A 23,585-nucleotide genomic window follows, 5' to 3' on the forward strand; every position below is an offset into this window, starting at 1 on the left:
AATGGCAGATTACAGAAAGATGTGGGAAGATCTGGGTATGGATGTTAAAACCCACGACTTGTTATGCGAGGCTTTGCCCGGCGCATTTGGAGATGTCTACTTGGCTCAAGAAAACAGACCTGAGGGAATGGATTTTTTCAACATGGTTGTAGCAGACATTCACGGTATTCGTCCGCAAGAACTTGTGGATTTTCAAAAGGAAGGAGGAAAGGTTGTAGGTTCCTTTTGTATTCATGTTCCAGATGAGGTAGTAATTGCGGCAGGAGCTATTGCCACAGGTCTTTGCAGCGGCTCCCAATTTTGGGTTCCTGACGGCGAAAAATTTTTACCTACAGCAACTTGTCCCCTGATCAAGGCTTCACTTGGAGCCCGATTTGGAAAGACCTGTCCTTTCTTTAGAATATGCGATCTGTTTGTAGGAGAGACAACATGCGACGGTAAAAAGAAAGCTTGGGAAATCTTAGCGGAAGATGCTCCTATGCACATCATGGATATTCCTCAGATGAAAAGACCTCAAGATTTTGAAAAATGGGCTTGCGAAATTAAGGGCTACATCAAAAAACTTGAGGAACTTACAGGAAATACCGTTACACCCGAATCTTTAAAAAAGGCAATCGAAATTGTAAACAGTAAAAGAAAGGCTCTACAAAGATTGAATAATTTCAGAAAGCTGGAAAACATTCCTATTTCAGGAAAGGATTCTTTATTGATTCATCAAATTGCCTTTTATGATGATCCTACACGTTTTGTAACAATGGTAAACAAACTCTGTGATGAGCTTGACACTCGGAAAAAAGAAAATGTTTCCGTCTTTAAAAAAGGAACAAAGAGAATTCTTTTAACGGGAACACCTCTTTCAATTCCGAATTGGAAGATTCATCACATAATCGAAACTACGGGAGGAGCTGTTGTTTGTGAAGAGATGTGTACCGGAATAAGATATTGTGAGGCTTTGGTTGATGAAACGGGAACCACAATTGATGAAATGGTTAATAACTTAACAAAAAGGTATTTGGGACATATAAACTGTGCTTGTTTTACCCCCAATAAAGAAAGAATCGATGATATTATCCGGCTTACAAAAGAATATAACGCAGACGGCGTTATCGATTTAAATTTAAAATTTTGCAATATTTATGATACCGAAGGATACTTTGTCGAAAAGGCTTTACGCGAACATAATATTCCATGTTTAGGCATTGAAACGGATTATACCGATGAAGATGCAGAGCAGCTAAAAACCCGTATCGGTGCTTTTATAGAAATGTTAAGATGATGAAAAATTATTATGTTTTTTTGCCCGATTCAAAAACAGCTCTTAAGCTTTACGGTCTTATAAAAAAAGAAGGCATAAAGTGTACAATGGCTCCCACTCCTAGGGAAGCTGAAGCTTGCTGCGGAGTAAGTATTCTCTATTATGATTTTTCCGACACGGATAAAATTAAGGAGATAATCGAAGAAGAAGGCATTAAAATAAGTAAATTTTGGGAAAGTGAAAAAATTTTTAATCCCGAAAGAAATAAATTTTGCTGATTCTTTAGGGAACGCCGTAAAGAATAATTCTTGTACGGCGTTTCTTTTTATGCTTTAGGACTTATAAGTCCATTTTCGTATATTACTTCAATCAAAGTCTCATAGCTGATATTATTTTTGCTTATCCAGCTTTCAACTTCTTTCTTTTGCATATTTTGAAAAAGACATACAAAACCGCAGCCGGCTTTTAAAAAGCCCGGTATTGGAACCAGCTTTGCATTTATAGGGTCAGCTTTTATCATTGAGTCGCATTGAATTGCGGCCGTTGTCGTTCCAAAGGTAATTATATAATTCATTTTAGTTTTTTCCTTTCTGAGACAACTTCCAAAAAGGCCTCAAGCCTTGTTGCAAATTGCCCTGCATCTTCTTGAGAATAATCGGACTCTACATGAATATAGGGAAGGCCTTTTTGCATAACGTGTTTTCCGACTGTATGCGCTTCAAGGTTGAAAGTGTGGCAGGCAACCAAGGTACATTCGATTACTGCATCGGCCTTATAGTGGTCTATAAGATAATCCAAGTCCTTTAGCCTTCCGGGGTTGGGACTCATAACCGAGCAGTTTGTTTTAAGATACTTTTCGGCAATAGCCTCAATCGGATCCCTTGCGGGGTCTTCATCTACGAATTCCATGTGGGTGCGTAAACCCGAACAGCTGTCATAACCGACTATTACGGCTCCCAGTTTTTCAATCTGTGCCAATATTTTTCTTTTACGCCTCCCAAGGGACAGCCCGTAACCAAAATTCTCGGACGCTCATCCTTTGTGCCCTTTAAATTCTTTTCCCAATACTCTTTTAATTCCTCTGTGCGTTTTACTATTTCGGCATTTTTTTGATTTATATCGTATTGAAAACCGAAGGCTTCCTTTACATTAAACTGTTCCAAGCCTGAAACAGGAGAAGGGTCCAAGGCCGAAAGCTCAAAGAAGTTTACAAGGTTTCTCCGCTCCTGATTGCAGTCCTTGATAGCCTTCCTTAAATCATCATCGGTTATAGTTATGTTATAAAATTCTTCGATTCTTTCCTTTAGTTTTTTTACCTCGTCTGCCCAAAAGGGGTAGGCCTTGGGATCGAGGTTGTTTTGAGGCAGATGCATTACATGGGTAGGCTTTATATCGTTTAAAAGCTCAAACATCTTTTTTTTGCCGTCGCAGGTAGTTTCTCCAACGATAAAATCCGAAAAATAGAAGAAGGGGCAGGTGTCGGTGACGGCGTGTCCGTAAGAAGCCTTTATAAGGGGGCATAGGTTTTTGGGCAAATCCCTTTCGGCAGCACTTATCGGCTTTTCGCTCGTTGCGCATAAGGAAACGGGCACGGCCCCCGCTGCATACACAAGCTCGGTAGGTACATAGGAGCAATAAAGTCCTATAATCTTGCCTCCGGCATCTTTTAAATTTTTTAAAGCTATAAATTTTTTTTGTTGGGCTTCAGCCAAGCTGTCAAAGCCCTTAGGCAAATCGTTCATAATTATACTCCAAAAATATTTTAAGTGTAAAAGTTATATTTATTATAATATAGTAATATTTATTAAAAAAAAATTACAAGTAGCTGAGGTAAATATATAAAATTTTATCGCTATTTTATATTGACAAAAGAAGTGAATTGTGTTAGAAGATATATAAATAATTTTTGATATTTATTATTATATATAATAAATTGTTTTTGTAAAGTAAAAAAATAAGTCTTAATTGTTCCATAGACTTTTGGCCTCCGGTAAAACGGAGGCCTTTTTTATAAATTATATTTTATCCGCTAAGTCCTTTTAATTCTCTTCAAAATTATTAAGCTCGTTTCTTACTTTAAAACATTCCGTGCAGTTTAAAAAGTCTTTGATATGGCTTGCATAGTTTATTTTTTTGTTCCATACAAGATAGATATTGCGGTATTGGTGGGGAACATCTCCCAGTTCAAAGGCTATGAGCTTTTTATTTTTTACCATATCGGCAACAGCTATTCTTGATATAAAAGAAGTGCCCAGGCCCTCTGCCGTTAATTGCTTTATGACCTCTGTGTCGTTTATCGAGGCGCTTATATTTATCGAGTTTAAATCTATCTTTTGAGATTTTAAAATAAGCTCCATATTTTGCTTTACGGCAGACCCTGCTTCTCTGATAATAAATGGTTCTTCGGCAATTCGTTTTAAATCGGGATTGGATTTTTTTAGCTTTTGATAATAAGCATTGTTTGCACTTATAAATACAAATTCATCCTTATAAATGGGAAGGAATTCGCAATTTTCATCTTCTACCTTCATTCCGACGATGCCTATATCGACGGTATTTAACGATACTTTTTTTATTGTTTCAAGGCTGTTTTTTTCTTCAACCTTTATATAAATATCGGGATGCTTCTTTTTAAACTCCCTCACTATGGAAGGAAGAAGATAGCCGGCAGGAATTGTCGAGGCTCCGATAGTTATAACCTTTCTTTCAGGATGTATAAATTTTTCTATTATTTTATCTCTTTCAGCGAGAATAGTTTTTGCTTCCCCGTAAAGACTATTCCCTGCATCGGTCAATTTTAGCTCTCGTGTAGAGCGCAAAAAGAGGGGGGTATCAAGCTCTTCTTCAAGCTGCTTTAAGGTAAGGCTGACTGTAGGCTGAGATATGTTCAGCTCGCTTGCAGTGGTAGAAAAACTTAAATTTTCTACCAGTTTGATAAATATTTCAAGTTGTTTAAATTCCATAAAAACTCCTTTTCAGTTTAAATTTTGCCGATTTTATTTTACATTCATTACAAACACACCGCTCCATCTTGGTTTCGGCGGAGAAACTTGATAGTGGGCAACCCTTCTTAAAAATACCTTGGAGGGTGCATCATTATACTTTTCGGCACATTCCGAAAAATATTTTTCGGCCTGCTTCCATTTTCTTTTTCTATAATAGGAGAGCCCTGTTTCAAATAATTTTTTTATATCATAAAGTTTTTCGGTTGTAAGTTTTTCTGTCGGCTGAAGAATTTCATAAATACGGACAGCTTCCGTTTTTCCCTTAACTGCAACAAAATCGAGTTCTCGGCAAATAAACTCTTTGCTTAAATTTTTATAAACCTCTTCCGAGATAATCGACTTTGAGCCGTATTCTTTGTTTGCTCCTTCAAGCCGGGCCGCAAGGTTTACGGTGTCGCCTATCGATGTAAAATCTTTGCGCGTTTTGGAACCTACAGGTCCGAATACCACGGGTCCCGAATTAATACCTATTCCTATCGAAACCAGAGCCGTGCCTTCCTTCAAAGCTGCCTTTTGTTCCCGTCTCATTGCCTTTCGTATTTCCATAGCGGCCTTACATGCGTTAATTTCTTTTTTAGGCCCCGAGAAAAAAGCCATAATTTCATCACCGACGTACTTATCCACATCTCCTCCGTTTTCGAAGATTATCTTCGTTTCGATATCGAGATAGCGGTTTAAAATATTGATGACTTCTCGCGGCTGCATGTTTTCGCACATGCTTGTAAACCCGCGTATGTCGGTAAACAAAAAGCATAGATCTCTGGTAGTACTTTTACTTGAGAGATTTTTTTCTGCATTTTGAATAGTATGAAAAGACACATAGGGTAAAATTCCGCGGATAAGCGAGATAATATTTTTTAGCTCTACTGAAAGGGTTTTTATTTCGTCATGGGTCTTGACGTTTTCTTCAAAAATAAGACGGTCCGGTTCGATTGCCGCGCTGCTCGAAATCATACCGCTTAAAATATTTGCAGTTTTTCGTATATTTCCGCATAAGAATATAATGGGATTTGCAATAAAGTCCGCCAAAAAAAGAACGATGATTATAGATGCATAGAAAAACACGGCCGAAATTGAAAACACAAAGACCTTTGCCTGAAAATAAGGGCGGTCTAGAATTTCTTTAAGATATGTAACAACTGAAAAGCCTACAAGTCTCTGGCCCTCCTTTCTGGTGAAGGTTACAGGATAGATATAAAGGCAGGTTCCCTTCTCGTCCTTGTAAATAGGTGTGCTTACCGTAGCTTCATTTTTGAAGTGTTTTATATAAAGGGCTGCATCCTCAGGACTTATGCTTTTTTCTTCTTCCGGAATTAGCCTTACCTGCCCTGCGGCTGTGGTATAAGAAAATACATCAAAAAAGGGCAGCTCTGTAGACTCATCGATTTCTTCAAGAAAAATATGCTGTTTATTGCTTGTGGTTATTATATCGACCCTTTGAAAAGGGAAGGGCGAAGACAGATTGGTCTTTCGTATTCCTTCGAGGAAGGCGCTGATTTTAGCATGAAGCCCATCCGAAAAGCTGTATATGGCCGCAACCTGTTCGGCTTGATTTTTTCCTGTTGTGTTGACATTTTGGGTTAGAAGCATATTATAGTTTCTTAAATCCGTGTAAATAAAGGTTGAAAGAATCACCAATATGGTAAAAAGAATAACTATTGTAATTTTTATTTTTATATGAGACCTTTTTTTTCTGTTTTTAAAGCGGTTTATGTATTGTTTTAATAGCTTGTCTACAGAAAGCGCCTCTTCCTTTATGGGTTCGGAATTAGTTTTTAAGGACTTTTCTTTTTGTTTTTTTAATTTTTCGGCTATTCGCTTGTTTAAAAGCTCTTTTTTCTCTTCCTCTTCTTTTAGCAGGCGCTTATACTCCATATATGATCCATTTTGTCTTTTTATGGAAATTATGCCGTGTGCTATCAAGAAGGCATGAAAGACAAGGGCCGTAAAAAAGGCAAAATATGTAAGAGAACTTAGAGAATAAAACCACCTGGGGGTGTTTGCAAATAAATTCATGCCGGAAACCGAGGCTGCAAGATAAAGGCTTATAGGCACTAAGGCCGAAAAATAAACAACCTTTGAGGATATTTTTATTTGAAAAATAGATATAAAGATTACTATAAATGCTATAGGCAATAAAAACAGCAAGAGACTGCTTACATAAAAAGAGTTTAAACCTCTTTGTACAAAGTCCGAAAACAAAACCGTCATAGGGTAAAGATTTACCGCCTTTTGAGAGGTATTAAACAAGTCCATTTTAGTCATACTAAAAGGCAAAATCATAAGTTCTGCAAGAATTATAAGAGATGCTATTTTTACCGTATTAGGATGAATATAAATCTTTTTTATCCATCTAAGGATATTATCTAAAGCCTTTATCATAGATAATAGTTTACATACTAAAAGGTTTTTGTCAATAGAATGGTTTAGGGGAAGAAAACCCCTTTTTCGGAGAAAGGTGTTTTACCTCGAAACTTCGTTGGTTGTACCCTCCCCTATGCCCGGTGAAAAATGTACATCCTTGTACATTTTTCACCTTAGAGTTTGCATCAAGCGCAAACTCTCGAAGTGCAAACAACGGACATCCTGTCCGCTCGCGCTGCTTAGGGCTCTGCCCTAAGGACCCGGTTTTTTACAAAGTTTTAGGACGGCTCTTTAGTTGAGATTAAAAGCAAGGGATACTTTAAAAAGCTGATAATCTATGATATAATACAATAGGTGAGGGAAACGGTTATGAGTACTTCAAACAGAAAATACAAAGATTCGATTTTTGTAGACCTTTTTGCAGAAGATGAAAAAGCAAAAGAAAATTTTTTATCTCTTTATAACGCCTTGCATGGTACTTCACTTAAAGATACGGAACAGCTGAAAAATGTCAGGCTTGATCAGGTTTTATATATGTCATTTTATAATGATGTGTCTTACCTTGTAGATAATAAAATCATAGTCCTTGCAGAGCATCAGTCTACTATCAATCCTAATATGCCTTTGCGCTGCCTTGAATATGTAAGCCGCCTTTATGAAACCCTCTTTGAATCAAAAGAAAAATACAGCCGTAAACTCCTATATATTCCAACACCTGAATTCTATGTATTTTATAATGGAGAAGAAGATTATCCTTCCGATAAAACACTGAAACTATCTGATGCTTTTATCGAAAAAGCAACAGAGCCTAATCTTGAGTTGACCGTTAAGGTAATAAACATAAACCGGAACAATAGACATCCTGTATTGGAAAACTGTAAAACGATGAAAGAATACAGTATATTTGTAGAAACGGTAAGGAAATGGAAAGAGATAAATCCGAAAAACGGTTTTGAAAAGGCTGTTGAAGAATGTATACAAAACAATATTTTGCGTGAATATTTAAAACGCAAGACCAAGGAGGTATTAAACATGTTATTAGCTGAATATGATTATGAAACCGATATAGCCGTACAACGCGCCGAAGAAAGAGAAATAGCCTTTGCTGAGGGTATTGAGCGAGGTATCGAACAAGGCATTGAGCGCGGATTTGCAGACGGTTCTTACCAAAAAGCCCTTGAAACGGCAAAAAACTTAACAGAAATGGGTTTTGCCATAGAAGCTATCGCAAAAGCTACAGGTTTAAATATTGAAGAAGTAGAAGCCCTATAAGAATCAGCCTTTTTGAAAATAGGCGGAGCAGATTCAAGGAAGCTAGTAAAAATAAAGCGGAGGCGTATCGGGTATACGTCGAGCTCATTTTACGTAGCGACACAGGAGATGCCCGTTTATTTTCAAAAGAGGGGGTAATAAATATGTTAGTAGCAGAATATGATTATGATACGGATATAGCAGTACAAAGAGAAGAAGCAAGCAGAATCGCCTTTGCTGAAGGAACCGGCCTTTCTATCGAAGAAATCGAAAAGTTATAATTTAAGGGGAAGGGAAAAACCTACGGCTTATTTAACAAAATGTTAATTCTTTTTTTTAAATTTTACTCTTAGATTCAAATAACCTCTACAATAATTATGAAAGGAAAAAAAATTTTCTTCTTTCAAATAATTTATGAGAGGTAAAAGTGGAAAAACTTTTTAACATTACCCTCCGCAACGACTATGCTTTTAAGAGAGTGTTCGGAGTGGACGAAAACAAGGATATCCTGCAAGATTTATTGGAGTGCATTTTAGACATTCCGCCTGAGACCATCGCCGGCTTGGAACTCTTGGATAAGGAGTTTCATAAGGAGCTTTTAAGTGAAAAGTTAGGTATCTTGGATATAAAACTAAGATTAAAAGACGGAACTTTTATTGATATTGAGATTCAAAACAGATGGCATTTTGATTTTCCTGAAAGAACCTTGTATTATTGGTCTAAGATGTACAATGAAGGTGTAAAACAAGGTCAAGACTATACAAAACTTCCAAAGTGTATTACAATAAACTTGATAGGGAAAGGCTTTAATAAAAATAAGCGTCTGCACAATCGATATTTTATTCTTGAACAAGAGACAAAAGAGCCTTTAGTTTCAAAACTTGAGATTCATATACTGAACCTTGAAAAGGCCAGACTATTAAAAGAATCTCAATGTAAAGATAATAAAACGAAGCGCTTATTAAACTGGCTGAAATTTATCGAAACCGATGACAGGGAGGTAAGAAAAATGTTGGCAGAAACTTCTAAAGTAATGGCAAAAGCAAATGATAAAATTATAGTAATGGAAATGAGCCCGAAAGAAAAATGGCTATACGACTCCCGCATGAAATATGAAAACGACAGGGCATCATGTATAAGTGAAGGCTATCAGCAGGGGCTTGAAGAAGGTTCTTACCAAACAAAGCTTGAAACGGCCTCGATATTTAAAAAGCTCGGTATAGATATTGAAAAAATAGCTGAAGGAACCGGCCTTTCTATCGAAGAAATCGAAAAGTTATAATTTAAGAGGAAGGGGAAAACCCCCGTTCGCCGAGCTTCCGTTATGTTTATACAAATTATTTAAAAAACAGCCGCAAAATAAAAAAAATCGTAAAAAACCGAAAAAATTTATAGAAAAACATGAAAATTTCATAAAAAAATCATAATTTTTTTGTATTTTGTGTAACTTTTTTGTCTTTTTGCTTGACACTAAAAATTGACTATGGTATAATCGACTCAAACAAATAACAAGGAGGAATTTTTTATGAAAAAAATTCTGTCAATTTTGATGATTTTGGTACTCGTGGGCGGAGTTGCTTTTGCCCAGGTAGAGCCTGAAGTAAGAGGTAGTGCTACTTTAAGCTGGGGTATTGATTTTGGTGCCGGTTCTGAAACCGATTATACTAAAGGCGGTGCTGACAATCATGCCGTTGCTACCCATGGTTTTTATAACACTCACAATTTCCAGGTTAGGCTTCCTTTCTTCAAGCGACAAGATTTTGCAGGTGGAAGTGCTAGCAAAGAAGCTGATGTTTATGCAGATGTTTCTTTTAAAGCTACTCCGGTAGCAACGGGCTGGACAGAAAGTGGAAAAGCAGTGTCTGTAAAGGCTATTTTACATTTCTATGGTGCCTATATGACCGTTTATGGCAAGCCCGATTTCAAAGCCAATAAAGCATTAGGCTGGGACCCGATAAATGCTGACGATGGTGATCAAGGTAAGGGCTGGTTCAATCCTGCTTTTACCGGCTGGGGAACAAAGATTGGTTATAAAAAAGCCGATCTTATGGGACTTGATGTAGGTCTTAAACTCGGATCAAACGGAAGCTGGCACCAGAAAGCTTCGGATGGAAAAGACGGAAAACGCAGAGAAAAAGACAGTAAATATGCTTTCGGTTTGGATTTTGCAATGCAGCCTGTTGAAAAGTACCTCGGTGTAGAAGCAACTATAAACGCCACTCTCGGAAAGTTTTTTGATAAAACTCCCTTGGAAGGTCCCGGTGACTATGGTTACAATGCCGGTAATTCTCCTGATAACATAGGCGGAAAAGATAAAAAATCCGGTATGGTAAACTTCGGTGTTGCATTTAAATCGGAACCCATCGAGGAGATGACTGTAAAACTAGGCTTTGACGGCGTTACAGGTGTAACTTATACGGACAATAAAGGTAAACTTCAAGAAACACTTGGTTGGGATGCAGGTTTAAGCGTAGGTTATAAATGGGTAGATGTCGCACTGTATCTTTGCGGAACAGGTACTACATATCAAGGTTATGATGCTGCCGATAATGATCCTACAAAATGGAAGAATTATGGTGCCAATATGGCCGCGCACCTCGGATTTGTTTCCGATGAAGAAGCAAAGAAAGGTACCGGTTTTGTTGACGGTTTAGCTTTCCATGTTACTGTTAATGCCTATGACCTTTTGGCAAAGCGAAATACTGAGGATATCAATGAAACTATCAGAAAAGCTTATATTGCCTTGCTTCCTAAATACGATGACATAAAAAAAGCATATGATACAGCATTCGCTGCTTGGCTGTCTGCTAACCCTGGTGGCACTGAAGGTGGCTTTATAGCAACCAATCCTCCGGAATATGTTCAGCTTCAACTGGCAAATAAAGCAAAACAATTAATAAGGACAAAGTACGCTTCCATTCCTATTGGTCTTAATTTAGGTGTTTCCTATAAGCGCAACCTTACTGACTCAATGTGGGTACAGCCTTATGCTGAGTTCTATGCAGAAACCAATCATTTTGAACAGCATCCCGATACTTATGCCAGTGATCCTGACAAGATGATTGATAAGCTATATTTAGGTATGGCTTATAAACTCGGTGTAAAATTCCAACCCATAGAAAAAGTTTTAGTTACAGCTGCTTGGAACCAAGGTGAGGTTAATGCTGATACATATGAAGGCGGTTTCACAAATCAATACATGATTAAGACTCCTTTAAATCATAAGATGCACAACGGTACCTTTGTATTAAGCCTCAAGCTTATCTACTAATCTATACGTAGTGTAATTTTAAAACCCGCCGCAAGGCGGGTTTTTTTGTGTCCTAAAATAATTATCCAAACATTGAATAATCACCTCTTTTTATGTTATAATCCTTTTAAGGAGGCTTAATATGGATTTTGATTTTTCACGAAAGATACCGATAGGCGTACAAAGTTTTGAGGTGATGCGCAACGATAAATTTCTCTATGTCGATAAAACACCCTTTTTGTTTAAACTTGCACACTCCAACCGCGTATACTTTTTAAGCCGTCCCCGCCGATTTGGAAAAAGCCTTTTTCTCTCGACTCTTAAAAACTACTTTTTAGGCCAAAAAGAGCTTTTTAAGGGCTTGTACCTCGAAAAAGCCGAAGAAAAGCGAGCCGAAATCGAAAAAAACGAAGCATGGGTGGAATATCCTGTTTTCTACTTGGATTTTAATGTGGGCCGATATGACTTGGATGGTGCTCTTGCAGAAAGTTTAGATTATTTTTTAAGAAAGCAAGAAAAAATCTACGGGCTAAAAAATGAAGGTGTTTCTTTCGGAAAACGTTTTCAGTCACTCATAGAAACTGCTTACAATAAAACCGGCAAGCAGGTGGTTATTCTAGTTGACGAATATGATAAGCCCCTTTTACAGACCATGGGTGTAAACGAAGCTTTAAATGAAGAGTACCGAAACACCCTCAAAGCCTTTTATTCTGTAATAAAAACTTGCGACCAATATATCCGCTTTGCTTTTTTAACGGGAGTAACGAAGTTCAGTAAAGTAAGTATCTTCAGTGATTTAAATAATCTGCAAGATATAAGTATGCTGAATGACTATGCCGAAATATGCGGCTTGACTCAAGGAGAGGTAGAAAAAACCTTTAAGCCTGAAATAGAAAAGTTAGCAAAGAACACCAAAAATAGTTATGATAAAATGCTTGAAGAACTAAAAAAGCGTTATGACGGCTATAAATTCAGTGTTTTAGGAGAATCGGTCTATAACCCCTTTAGCATATTAAATACTCTTAATTCAGGTGAATTAAAAAACTACTGGTTTTCCACAGGCACACCAACTTTTTTGGTAAACTATCTAAAAGATGCTCATTACAATATTCCCGACTTAGACGGGAAAGTAGAGCTTGATGAGTCCATGCTGAATGAATATAGGGCCGATACAAAAAATCCCATACCTATACTTTTTCAATCGGGTTATCTGACGATAAAAGAATACATAGAAGAAGTTAATATGTATAGGTTGGGCTTTCCGAATGATGAAGTGCGGTACGGCTTTTTAAAGAATCTATTCCCGTCATATTCTTCGCTTAGACCTGATGAAACAGGCGTTTCGATATGGAAGTTTGTAGAAGATATCAGGGCCGGAAATGTGGATGATTTTATGGAAAGGATGCAGGCGATAATAGTCGGGGTTCCTTATGATAACCTTCCAAAAGATAAACTTAAATTGAGGGAGCAAAACTACCAGACAGCCGTGTATTTAATCTTTAAGTTGATGGGGCAATTTGTGCAAACTGAAATACACTGTGCAAAAGGCAGAGCTGACTGTATAGTGCATACTAAAGATTCAATATACATCTTTGAGTTTAAGTTGATGAGTGCAGGCACAGCCGCTGATGCAATAGCCCAGATAAAAGAGAAGGGTTATGCTTCTCAATTTAAGGCAGAGGGCAAAAAGATAATTCTGATAGGTTCGAGCTTTGATGAAGAGGAGCGGACTATCGGGGAATGGAAGACGGAAGAGGTTTAGGAGGCTTAAAATGGATTTTGATTTTTCGAGAAAGATACCCATTGGTGTACAAAGTTTTGAAAAGATGAGGAATGATAAATATTTATATGTAGATAAAACTAAATATGTGTATAATCTAGTGTGTACTTCCTCTCCATACTTTTTAAGCCGTCCCCGCCGCTTCGGAAAAAGTCTTTTTCTTTCAACGCTCAAAGCCTACTTTTTAGGGCAAAAAGAACTTTTTAAGGGCTTGTACCTCGAAAAAGCCGAAGAAAAACGAGCCGAAATCGAAAAAAACGAAGCATGGGTTGAATACCCTGTTTTGTATATGGATTTTAATATAGGCAGATATGATGAGCCTCATTCTTTAAAAAGTCATTTGAACATTATACTAAGCCAATTTGAAGAAATCTATGGAGCCAATAAACAAGAAGAAGAACCGGCTCAACGCTTTGCAGGTATAGTACAGCGTGCTTATGAAAAAACCGGCAAGCAGGTAGTTATTCTAGTTGATGAATATGATAAGCCCCTTTTGCAGACGATGGGCGTAAACGAAGCCTTAAACGAAGAATTCCGCAATACCCTTAAAGCCTTTTATTCTGTAACTAAAACCTGCGACCAATATATCCGCTTTGCTTTTTTAACAGGTGTAACAAAATTCAGTAAGGTAAGTATATTCAGCGATTTAAATAATTTAAAAGATATAAGTATGCTGAATGACTATGCCGAAATATGCGGCTTGACTCAAGGAGAGATAGAAAAAACCTTTAAGCCTGAAATAGAAAAGTTAGCAAAGAACACCAAAAATAGTTATGATAAAATGCTTGAAGAACTAAAAAAGCGTTATGACGGCTATAAATTCAGTGTTTTAGGAGAATCGGTCTATAATCCCTTCAGCATATTAAGTACTCTTGACTCCGGTGAATTAAAAAATTATTGGTTTTCCACAGGCACACCGACCTTCTTGGTAAATTATCTAAAAGATGCCTATTACAATATTCCCGATTTAGACGGAAAGGTAGAGCTTGATGAGTCCATGCTGAATGAATATAGGGCCGATACAAAAAATCCCATACCTATACTTTTTCAATCGGGTTATCTGACGATAAAAGAATACATAGAAGAAGTTAATATGTATAGGTTGGGCTTTCCGAATGATGAAGTGCGGTACGGCTTTTTAAAGAATCTATTCCCGTCATATTCTTCGCTTAGACCTGATGAAACAGGCGTTTCGATATGGAAGTTTGTAGAAGATATCAGGGCCGGAAATGTGGATGATTTTATGGAAAGGATGCAGGCGATAATAGTCGGGGTTCCTTATGATAACCTTCCAAAAGATAAACTTAAATTGAGGGAGCAAAACTATCAGACTGCCGTTTACCTAATCTTTAAGTTGATGGGGCAATTCGTGCAAACTGAAATTCATTGTGCAAAAGGCAGAGCCGATTGTATAGTGCATACTAAAGATTCCATATACATCTTTGAGTTTAAGTTGATGAGTGCAGGCACGGCAGAAGATGCAATAGCCCAGATAAAAGAGAAGGGTTATGCCGCTCAATTTAAGGCAGAGAGCAAAAGAATAATTCTGATAGGTTCGAGCTTTGATGAAGAAGAAAGAACTATCGGCGACTGGAAGACGGAAGAGGTTTAGGAGGCTTAAAATGGATTTTGATTTTTCGAGAAAAATACCCATCGGGGTACAAAGTTTTGAGGTAATGCGTAACGATAAATTTCTCTACGTTGATAAAACACCTTTTTTGTTTAAACTTGCACACTCCAACCGTGTATACTTTTTGAGCCGTCCGCGCCGCTTCGGTAAAAGCCTCTTTCTCTCAACCTTGAGGTCTTACTTTTTAGGCCAAAAAGAATTATTTACAGGCCTGTACATCGAAAAGGCCGAAGAAAAAAGAGCCGAAATTGAAAAGACCGATGCTTGGATAGAATATCCTGTACTTTATTTGGACTTTAATACAAAATATTATAAGAATGAAGAAGCTCTTCTAACTATTATAAATTTACACTTAGATGACTGGGAAAAACTTTATAGTATCACAAAAACATCCGGAAGTATTGAAGATAGATTTAAATCTATAGTTACAACCTTATATGAAAAAACGGGCCGCCAAGTCGTCATCCTCGTGGACGAATACGACAAGCCCCTTTTACAAACCATGGGCATAAACGAAGCCTTAAACGAAGAATACCGCAATACCCTCAAAGCCTTTTATTCCGTAATAAAAACCTGCGACCAGTACATACGCTTTGCCTTTTTGACGGGTGTAACAAAATTCAGCAAAATAAGCATTTTCAGCGATTTAAACAATTTGCAGGATATAAGTATGCTGAATGACTATGCCGAAATATGCGGATTAACTCAAAGCGAAATAGAAAACACCTTTAAACCCGAAATAGAAAGATTAGCAAATAACACTAAAAACTCTTATGACAAAATGCTTGAAGAATTAAAAAAGCGCTATGACGGTTATAAGTTCAGTGTTTTAGGAGAGTCGGTTTATAATCCTTTCAGCATATTAAATACTCTTAATTCCGGTCAATTAAAGGATTACTGGTTCTCAACAGGTACACCTACCTTTTTGGTAAACTACCTAAAAGATGCTTATTACAATATACCCAAGCTGGACGGAAAAGTTGAGCTTGATGAGTCAGGTATAGAGCTATATAGGGCAGATGCAAAAAATCCCCTACCCATACTTTTTCAATCGGGATATTTAACGATAAAAGAATACATAGAAGAATCTAACCTTTACCGCTTAGGCTTTCCTAATGATGAGGTGAGGTTCGGCTTTTTAAAAAATCTTTTACCTGCCTACTCCTCTCTTGGGCCTGACGAAACAGGTGTTTCGGTATGGGAGTTTGTAGAGGATGTAAGGGCAGGGAATGTAGACGGGTTTATGGAGCGGATGCAGGCTATAATAGCAGGCGTTCCTTACGATAACTTGCCTAAAGATAAGCTCAAACTAAGGGAGCAAAACTATCAGACGGCAGTCTACCTAATCTTTAAGCTTATGGGACAATTTGTACAGACTGAAATCCACTGTGCAAAGGGCATGGCTGACTGCATTGTGCATACCAGAGACACAATCTACATCTTTGAGTTTAAGCTGATGAGTGTAGGCACCGCCGAAGATGCGATCGCACAAATAAAAGAGAAGGGCTATGCCGCACAATTTAAGGGAGAGGGTAAAAAGATTATCCTGATAGGTTCAAGCTTTGATGAAGAAGAAAGAACTATCGGGGAATGGAAGACGGAAAGCTTATAATAACAAAAAAACCGCCCTAAGAATCTTGAACTTAGGACGGCTTTTTTATCGGTTTAAAGTAAAAAACTTATTTTGTCTTTAAATAATCGTTGATTGCAGCGGCGGCTTTTCGGCCTTCACCCATTGCGAGGATTACGGTAGCGGCACCGAGAACGATATCGCCTCCGGCCCAAACGCCTTCAATCGATGTTTTTTGGTTTTCATCGACAACGATATTGCCTTTTTTGGTAACTTCCAACCCATGACTTGTTTGAGCCATTAGGGGGTTGGAATCGTTTCCGAGAGCAACGATTACGGCATCTACCTTTATTTGGTGCTCTGTGCCGGGTTTTGCCACAGGCTTTCTTCTTCCGGACTCATCGGGTTCGCCCAACTCATAGTCTAAAACTTCGATTGCACAAACCTTTCCTTCTTCATCGCCGATGATTTTTGTGGGGTTTTGAAGGAAGCAGAACTCTACGCCTTCTTCCTCGGCGTGGGCTACTTCTTCGATTCGGGCAGGCATTTCGGCACGGGTTCGGCGGTAAATACAGTAAACTTTTTTACAGCCAAGACGGTAGCCCATTCTTGCAGCATCCATAGCAACATTTCCGCCGCCGATTACGGCTAAGGTCTCAGCCTGATAAAGAGGAGTATCGGAATGAGTTGCATCATAGGCCTTCATAAGGTTGGCACGCGTCAAATACTCGTTTGCACTAAAAACACCGATGAGGTTTTCGCCTTCAATTCCCATAAACTTAGGCAAGCCCGCACCTGTTCCGATAAAGGCGGCATCATATCCGTCTTCTTTTAAAAGCTGCTCAAGGGTTTCGGTTCTTCCTACCAAGAAGTTTGTTTTAAACTCAACTCCCATTTTTTCGAGGTTTTCAACTTCCTTTGCAACGATTTCTTTCGGCAAGCGGAATTCGGGAATGCCGTAAACCATAACGCCTCCTGTTTTGTGGAAGGCTTCAAAGACTGTTACTGTGTGACCTTCTCGGCGTACATCGGCTGCAACGGTAAGACCTGCAGGGCCTGAGCCGATAATGGCAACCTTTTTTCCCGTTTCGGGAGCAACCTCGGGCACGGTAATCTTATTATTGTTTCTTTCCCAGTCGGCAACAAAGCGCTCAAGACGGCCGATTGCTACAGCCTGTTCAGGGGACTTGAGCATCTTGCCTATTGTACAAAAGGCTTGGCACTGCTTTTCTTGGGGACAAACGCGTCCGCATATTGCAGGAAGGAGGTTTGTTGTCTTTATAATATCGACGGCTTTTTTATAATCGCCTTTTTGAATTTCAGAAATAAATTCCGGAATAGGAACACCTACGGGGCAGCCTTTAACGCAGGGCTTGTTTTTGCAGTTTAAGCATCTTTCCGCCTCAATGCGGGCCTGTTCATCGGTGTAGCCCATGGCAACCTCATTCATTAACGAGGCTCTTTCATGAGGATCGAGGGCCGGCATTTCCTGAATAGGAATCTGAGTTCTTTCTTTGGGGCTTAGAGTCTTATCTTTTAAGTCTGCCCAGAGTTTTTTAGCTTGTTCTGAAAGCTTCTCATGTGTTATGTGTTTATGACATGTTTGATTTGTATTTTCCATATTTGTTCCGCTCCTTAATTAAAAATACCGGACTTGCACTTATGCCTATCCTGATCTTCGCGTCCGCGGAAGGCCTTCATTCTCATCATCATATTATCGAAGTCGACCTTGTGGGCATCGAATTCGGGTCCGTCAACACATACGAACTTGATTTGATTGTCTACGGTTACACGGCAGCCGCCGCACATTCCTGTTCCGTCAATCATGATTGTGTTAAGCGAAACCGTTGTTTTTATTCCGAAGGGACGGGTGGTTTCGGCACAGAATTTCATCATTATGGGCGGTCCGATAGCAAAAACCTCATCGGGAGGAGTTTGACTTTCACAGATTTCTTTTAAGGGAGCTGTTACCAAAGCCTTTCTTCCATAGGACCCATCATCGGTTGTAATGATGAGCTCATCAGCTATAGCTTTCATTTCATCTTCAAAAACAATTAGATCCTTGTTTCTCGCTCCGATGATAACTATGAGTTTGTTTCCTGCTTCTTTAAAAGCTTTTGCAATCGGATACATAGGTGCAACACCTATACCGCCGCAAACGCAGGCTACCGTTCCGCACTTAGTGATGTGCGAGGGGCGTCCAAGAGGGCCTAGGATAGCAGCAATAGAATCGCCTACGTTTTTATCGCAAAGTTTGATGGTTGTAGCTCCTACAGCCTGAATAACGAGGGCAATCCAGCCTTCTTCGGCATTTGCATCGGCAATGGTGAGGGGGACTCTTTCTCCGAAATTGGTATCTATTTGAACGATTACAAACTGTCCCGGATGTCTGTTTTTTGCAATTTCCGGTGCTTCAACGCGCAAATAAAAAACCTCAGGCGAATATTGCCGTTTCTCAAGTATTTTGTGCATAATCATACTCCTTAAGGTTTATAATCTATAAAAAAATAATGATTTAAGATGTTAGACAAGTCTTCAAATCAATGATAACCTTAACGGGTAATTATATCAAAATTCAAAAAATCTTGCAACAGGCAAAAATTAAAAACTGGACAAGGGGCTTTTTTTGTGATATTATCTTTACTAAAGGGATACTTATGAAAAAATCTAAGATATTATGTTTGTTTATGTTTTTTGTTGTTTTAGGAGTACTGACGGCCGAAAAATCCTCTAAAAAATTATACGTGAATATAAAAGAAACCTGGATAAAATCGGATGCAGGTTTTTTTGCTAAAAATGTTGTACGGGTTAGGTATGGGGATCAGGTATATCTTTTAGAAGAAAAAGGAAAATGGATGAGAGTTTCTCCGGTTTCAAATCCGAACCTTGTAGGCTGGCTGCCTAAGGCAAATCTTACAAAGAAAAAAATAGTCGGCTCTTTTGATAAAAGAACTTCGGCAGAAGCAAAGGAGTTGGCTCTTGCAGGAAAGGGCTTAACTGAAGGCTCCGGCTCGGAGTTTTTGTCTTCGGGTAAAAAAAATTATGCAGCGGTTGACAGTGTTGAAGGCATAAAGGTGAATCCAAAGGATTTACAGTTTTTTATCAAAGAAGGCTTATTGAAGGATGGTGAATAATGAAAAAGAAATTAGGCTTATGTTTGGTTATAATTTTGATACCGGTAATTGTTCTATCTTGTGCCCTATTGGAAAGTTTTGATGATCCTCTTGCCTTTACAAAAAATGTTGTTGATGCTGCCGCTCCTATTGTTGAAGCCTCAAAGCCTATTCAAAATGAGGAAGAATATTATATAGGCAGGGAAGTAGCTGCCATTATTTTAAGCAATTATAGACTTTACCGTAATAAGCAGCTGGAAAACTATTTGAACTTGATTTGTATGACTTTGGTACTAAATTCTGATGTGCCTGAATCTTATAACGGCTATCATGTTGCGATATTGGATACGGATGAAATAAACGCCTTCGCAACACCCGGAGGACATGTGCTGGTGACAAAAGGTCTGTTGGCTTGTACGGATTCCGAGGATGCCCTTGCAGGTGTTATAGCTCATGAACTTGGTCACATTCAGTTAAAGCATGGTATAGGAGCCATTAAAACAAATAGACTTACCGGGGCAGCTATAGAAAGCACGGGGACAATGCTTCTTGGAGAAAAAAATAAAGAAGCTATTAAATTCTTAGAAGATGCATCAAAAGAAATCGTAACGACCTTGATAAATTCCGGTTATTCTAAAACTCAAGAATACGATGCAGACCGTTTTGCCGTCAGGCTAATGGCAAAAGCAGGATATGATCCCAATGCCATGACCGAAATGCTTAAAATTATGGGCGAGAAACAAAAGAACGATCATCGAGGTTTCGGCAAAACTCACCCTTCAGCCGATTCGCGTATAAAATATGTAGAAATGGAAGCAAAAAAACTTGCCGGCAACTATAACCGTTCCGCGAGACTCAAGCGCTATAAAAGAAACAAACTAAAATAGGGAAAAAGTCTATGAAGAAAATACGAAGGCTGTTTTTTATTTCCGTTCCGATTTTTGTCATATTGATGCTTTTTACCTATTTAGGAATTTTTAGCCGGGCAGAACACTTTTTTTATGATGATAGAATGAACAAGACTGCTTCTTATTTTTCTTCTTCCGATGAGATTGTTTTGGTTTTGGTAGATCAAAAAAGTTTAAACTATGCCGCATCCGAACGAGGCTGGAAGTGGCCGTGGCCTCGTGAAGCTTATGCCGAGATAACGGATTTTTTTTCAAGCGGAGGAGCGAAGTCTGTAGCTTTCGATATGCTCTTTACTGAGCCTTCTTCCTATGGGGAAGCCGATGATAAAAAATTTGCAGACTCTTCAAGAGAAAGCGGCATAGTTATTCAAACCGTTTTTTTTGATAGGATCCAAGGTAACACTCAACACTGGCCTGATAGTGCTCCTAAGCCTGAACCGATAGACGAGGCTTTCTTAAGTAAAAAGATATTAGACCCTGCTAAGGAATTACCCGGTATTTTTCCTATAGACAAAATTGCTTCATCCGCCAAACGTATAGGAAATGTAAACAGCCTTCCCGATTCCGACGGAACTATTAGACGGGCCCGCCTATTCTATTCATGGAAAGATTATAAAATTCCTACCTTGGGAATTGCTTCTTATTTTTTAGGCGGGAATGAAGATGAGGGCCTTCCTGCAGAGCTTAATCTCCGCTTTACAAAAAGTATTGATGATTATTTGCCTTATAGTGCAGGCGATATTTTAAAGGCTCAAGCCGACATAAGGGCAGGCAGGGAAAGCGAGCTCCATCCTGAAGATTTTGAAGACATGTATGTGTTTTTCGGACTTTATGCTCCGGGTCTTTTCGATATTTGTCAGACTCCCGTTTCCGCTTCTTATCCCGGGGTCGGCATTCACATAACTCTTTTAGATAATATTCTTTCGGGTAATAGGATTGTAAAAACCGGCTTTTTGATTAATGCCTTGATTATTTTAATTTGTATTATTCTTTCAGGTTTGCCTGAAATTTTTTCTGAAAAGATAAAATCAAGGGCTGTGTCTTTAACGGTGAATGCTGCAAGTTTTGTGTGCTTAGTTATTTTTTATATTTTTATTTCTTATCTTTTATTCCGTTTCGGGATTTCCGTTCCTACAGCCTCTGTGCTTGCCGGAATGGTTTTGTCCTTTGTAAGCTCTCTTGCAGTTAGTTATATCGTTGAAGGCAAACAGAGGCGTTACTTAAAAAATGCCTTTAAGCAATATCTAAGTCCTGCCGTTATCGAACAGCTGATTGCCGATCCGTCTCAATTAAAATTAGGCGGTGAACGTAAAGAAATATCCATCTTTTTTTCGGACTTGCAAGGTTTTACTTCAATCTCGGAAAGTTTAAGTCCTGAGGCCCTTACCGAACTTTTGAACGATTATCTTTCGGACATGAGTAAAATTATTTTGGACTCGGGCGGAACAATCGACAAGTATGAAGGCGATGCTATTATCGCTTTTTGGAATGCACCTGCAAGGGTGGAGCATCATGCCCGTTCTGCCTTAGAAGCGGCTTGGGCTTGTCAAAAAAAACTTGAAGAAAGGCGTGCCGAGTTTGAAAAGAGGGCTGAAGGAAGGCCCTTTAAAATGCGCATAGGGCTTAATACGGGCTTTGCCATTGTGGGCAACATGGGCTCGGTAAGCCGCTTCGATTATACGATGTTGGGGGACTCAGTAAACTTGGCAGCCCGCTTGGAAGGCTTAAACAAGCAATTCGGTACTTACACAATGTGTGCGGAGGCAGCAAAAAAACAGGCCGAAGAAAGCGGCGCAGGTTTAAAATTTAGAGAGCTTGCCCGTGCGGCAGTTGTGGGAAAATCCGAACCCGTAGTCGTTTATGAAATCATGGACGAAAAAACTTATAACGAAAAAAAAGCCTTGCTTGATTCTTTTGACAAAGGATTAAAAGAATTCTATGCCGGAAACTTTAAAGAAGCCTTAAATATTTTTGCTCAAAATGAAGAATCCGATCCTCCTTCAAAACACTATGCAGAAAAATGTAAACTCCTTATTTCACAAAAGCCTGAAGGCGAGTGGCGGGGTATTTGGAAAGCCGATACTAAATAAATTTTTAAATAACAAAATTTTAAACATGGAGGCATTTTATGCAAAACAACAAATTAAAACTAATCTTTATCTTAATATTAACGGCTTTTTTATTTTCGTGTTCTAAAGAAGTTAAAGAACCTGCGGAAGAAAAAAAGTCTGTAGAGACAAAAGTTGAATCATCTGCAAAAATAGAGCTGAAACAAAACAAATTCTTATTAAAGCCTGAGTATAATACACATGTAAAGAGTCCTGAACAACTCAAAGAAGAAGAAAAATACAAAAAAAGTAAAGCATACGAAGAAAAACTTGATCAGATTGAGAGAGAGCTTTATAGAAAAGAGGATGCTATTATAGTGCAATTTCCTGTAGATGCAACTGATGCAGACCTTGAACAGAAGAAAGCGAGAACAAGAGAATATGATGATGAAAAAAAAGTCTATAATTATGTGATTTTTGAAGAAGCAATAAAAGAAGATGATGTTTATTACTGCAAACAGAAGGTAAAAACTCAAAACGGCGGAATGCTGGATTATAATTTACAAATTAAAAAGCCGAGGTTCAGAAAGTACTATGCTGTTTTAGGAATTGAACTTATGAGTTCTATCAATATAGGTAATATAGATGAAAAAATAATAGAGGAACAAGTACATGAAGAAATATACGATTTAAAAACTGATGAAAAAAAAGACGTAATGATAAAACTATTTGAAGATTACGAAAACACACAATATCCCTTATATAGAAAAGTTATAAATTTATCTACAGAAGCGGTGGGATATAAACAGTATGATATGCGAATACTAGACTATGTAAAGGGGAACTTTACAAACTCAGGGTATGATGAATATTTTATTATGTTTTATGAAGATGACCCGGATCCGGAAATGGGTGATCAATATATAGAAAGAGCGAGATGTTTTTTAGTTTCTGAAGGCAAGATAATTAAAGACTATTACATAACTTTTCCTGGCGGTGCTTTTTTTTGGGGTGATTACACACATCTTGATCTTAAAAAATTTGATAATTTCGGTTTTCAATTTTCACAAGGAAGGATTGCCGATTTTAATCAAAACGGAATAAATGAAATATATCTTTCTGCTTTATTTAATATAGAACCAGGTAATGTATTAGTTGTGGAATTTAATGGAAATGAATTTATAACTAATTATATATCTATTGATACCTACGATATAGGGTCTATTGATTGGAATAAAAAAATGATAACAGTGAATGCTAAATCGAGAGCTGTTAAGGGTTTTAACGGATGGCAAGAAGAAATAGACACCTTTGTTTGGAATGAAGAATTAAAAGAATATATTCTTTTTAAAAGGATATATGAATATAAAAGATACTAATGAAAAATTTATTTGTATATTATTATAATTTG

Annotated in this window: 17 protein-coding genes and 1 pseudogene; 12 read left to right on the forward strand and 6 right to left on the reverse strand. The window is 38.1% G+C overall.

Annotated elements, in window-relative coordinates:
• The first annotated feature begins 1 nt into the window (after position 1).
• A complete protein-coding gene (locus tag E4O04_RS02045; protein WP_253709508.1) occupies positions 2 to 1,276 on the forward strand; it encodes a double-cubane-cluster-containing anaerobic reductase in 1,275 nt (424 codons plus the stop codon).
• Complete coding sequence (locus tag E4O04_RS02050; protein WP_002681415.1) at positions 1,273 to 1,533, forward strand: putative Se/S carrier protein; 261 nt, start codon at positions 1,273 to 1,275, stop codon at positions 1,531 to 1,533. The genes E4O04_RS02045 and E4O04_RS02050 overlap by 4 nt, the downstream gene beginning before the upstream one ends.
• Positions 1,534 to 1,580: 47 nt before the next feature.
• Here the strand turns inward: E4O04_RS02050 and E4O04_RS02055 are convergent, their stop codons facing one another.
• From E4O04_RS02055 to E4O04_RS02075, 4 genes and pseudogenes are all read right to left on the reverse strand, one after another.
• Entirely contained in the window at positions 1,581 to 1,829 is a 249-nt protein-coding gene (locus E4O04_RS02055) for a putative Se/S carrier protein (RefSeq protein ID WP_253709512.1), read from the reverse strand.
• Positions 1,826 to 2,997: pseudogene (locus tag E4O04_RS02065) on the reverse strand (double-cubane-cluster-containing anaerobic reductase). Before E4O04_RS02065 ends, E4O04_RS02055 begins: the two are co-directional and overlap by 4 nt.
• Positions 2,998 to 3,294: 297 nt before the next feature.
• The gene (locus E4O04_RS02070; protein ID WP_253685902.1) at positions 3,295 to 4,218 is read right to left on the reverse strand and encodes a selenium metabolism-associated LysR family transcriptional regulator; all 924 of its coding nucleotides are present in this window, start codon (positions 4,216 to 4,218) and stop codon (positions 3,295 to 3,297) included.
• A gap of 33 nt (positions 4,219 to 4,251) precedes the next feature.
• Positions 4,252 to 6,642, reverse strand: coding sequence for an adenylate/guanylate cyclase domain-containing protein (locus E4O04_RS02075; protein ID WP_253709520.1), 2,391 nt, complete (start codon positions 6,640 to 6,642; stop codon positions 4,252 to 4,254).
• Between the two features lie 351 nt (positions 6,643 to 6,993).
• Between E4O04_RS02075 and E4O04_RS02080 the strand changes: the two genes are divergently transcribed.
• From E4O04_RS02080 to E4O04_RS02105, 6 genes are all read left to right on the forward strand, one after another.
• Positions 6,994 to 7,896, forward strand: coding sequence for an Rpn family recombination-promoting nuclease/putative transposase (locus E4O04_RS02080; protein WP_253709523.1), 903 nt, complete (start codon positions 6,994 to 6,996; stop codon positions 7,894 to 7,896).
• A 406-nt stretch (positions 7,897 to 8,302) separates the two neighbouring features.
• Entirely contained in the window at positions 8,303 to 9,157 is an 855-nt protein-coding gene (locus E4O04_RS02085) for an Rpn family recombination-promoting nuclease/putative transposase (protein ID WP_253709526.1), read from the forward strand.
• Positions 9,158 to 9,400: 243 nt separating this feature from the next.
• On the forward strand, positions 9,401 to 11,146 hold the full coding sequence (locus E4O04_RS02090; RefSeq protein ID WP_253709529.1) for a major outer sheath protein Msp: 1,746 nt from the start codon (positions 9,401 to 9,403) through the stop codon (positions 11,144 to 11,146).
• Between the two features lie 121 nt (positions 11,147 to 11,267).
• Entirely contained in the window at positions 11,268 to 12,887 is a 1,620-nt protein-coding gene (locus E4O04_RS02095; RefSeq protein ID WP_253709532.1) for an ATP-binding protein, read from the forward strand.
• A 10-nt stretch (positions 12,888 to 12,897) separates the two neighbouring features.
• Entirely contained in the window at positions 12,898 to 14,517 is a 1,620-nt protein-coding gene (locus E4O04_RS02100) for an ATP-binding protein (protein WP_253709534.1), read from the forward strand.
• 10 nt (positions 14,518 to 14,527) lie between these two features.
• Positions 14,528 to 16,147, forward strand: coding sequence for an ATP-binding protein (locus E4O04_RS02105; protein ID WP_253709537.1), 1,620 nt, complete (start codon positions 14,528 to 14,530; stop codon positions 16,145 to 16,147).
• A 67-nt stretch (positions 16,148 to 16,214) separates the two neighbouring features.
• Here E4O04_RS02105 and gltA read toward each other — a convergent pair whose 3' ends face one another.
• Both gltA and E4O04_RS02115 read right to left on the reverse strand, forming a co-directional pair.
• Positions 16,215 to 17,726, reverse strand: a complete 1,512-nt coding sequence (gene gltA, locus E4O04_RS02110; protein WP_253709540.1) for an NADPH-dependent glutamate synthase — start codon at positions 17,724 to 17,726, stop codon at positions 16,215 to 16,217.
• 14 nt (positions 17,727 to 17,740) lie between these two features.
• On the reverse strand, positions 17,741 to 18,577 hold the full coding sequence (locus E4O04_RS02115; protein WP_253685886.1) for a sulfide/dihydroorotate dehydrogenase-like FAD/NAD-binding protein: 837 nt from the start codon (positions 18,575 to 18,577) through the stop codon (positions 17,741 to 17,743).
• A 185-nt stretch (positions 18,578 to 18,762) separates the two neighbouring features.
• Here E4O04_RS02115 and E4O04_RS02120 point away from each other — a divergent pair, with 185 nt between their 5' ends.
• Genes E4O04_RS02120 through E4O04_RS02135 form a run of 4 tightly spaced genes read left to right on the forward strand, consistent with a single transcriptional unit; the run spans position 18,763 to position 23,553 of the window.
• Positions 18,763 to 19,239 carry a hypothetical protein gene (locus E4O04_RS02120; protein WP_253709542.1) on the forward strand — a complete coding sequence of 159 codons (477 nt, stop codon included), beginning with the start codon at positions 18,763 to 18,765 and terminating at the stop codon, positions 19,237 to 19,239.
• Positions 19,239 to 20,105 carry a M48 family metalloprotease gene (locus E4O04_RS02125; protein ID WP_253709545.1) on the forward strand — a complete coding sequence of 289 codons (867 nt, stop codon included), beginning with the start codon at positions 19,239 to 19,241 and terminating at the stop codon, positions 20,103 to 20,105. Before E4O04_RS02120 ends, E4O04_RS02125 begins: the two co-directional genes overlap by 1 nt.
• A gap of 11 nt (positions 20,106 to 20,116) precedes the next feature.
• Entirely contained in the window at positions 20,117 to 22,216 is a 2,100-nt protein-coding gene (locus tag E4O04_RS02130) for a CHASE2 domain-containing protein (RefSeq protein WP_253709547.1), read from the forward strand.
• 38 nt (positions 22,217 to 22,254) lie between these two features.
• Positions 22,255 to 23,553 carry a clustered-type lipoprotein gene (locus E4O04_RS02135; RefSeq protein ID WP_253709549.1) on the forward strand — a complete coding sequence of 433 codons (1,299 nt, stop codon included), beginning with the start codon at positions 22,255 to 22,257 and terminating at the stop codon, positions 23,551 to 23,553.
• Positions 23,554 to 23,585: the final 32 nt, after the last annotated feature.

This window comes from Treponema sp. OMZ 799, assembly GCF_024181365.1.
Taxonomy (GTDB): Bacteria; Spirochaetota; Spirochaetia; order Treponematales; family Treponemataceae; genus Treponema_B.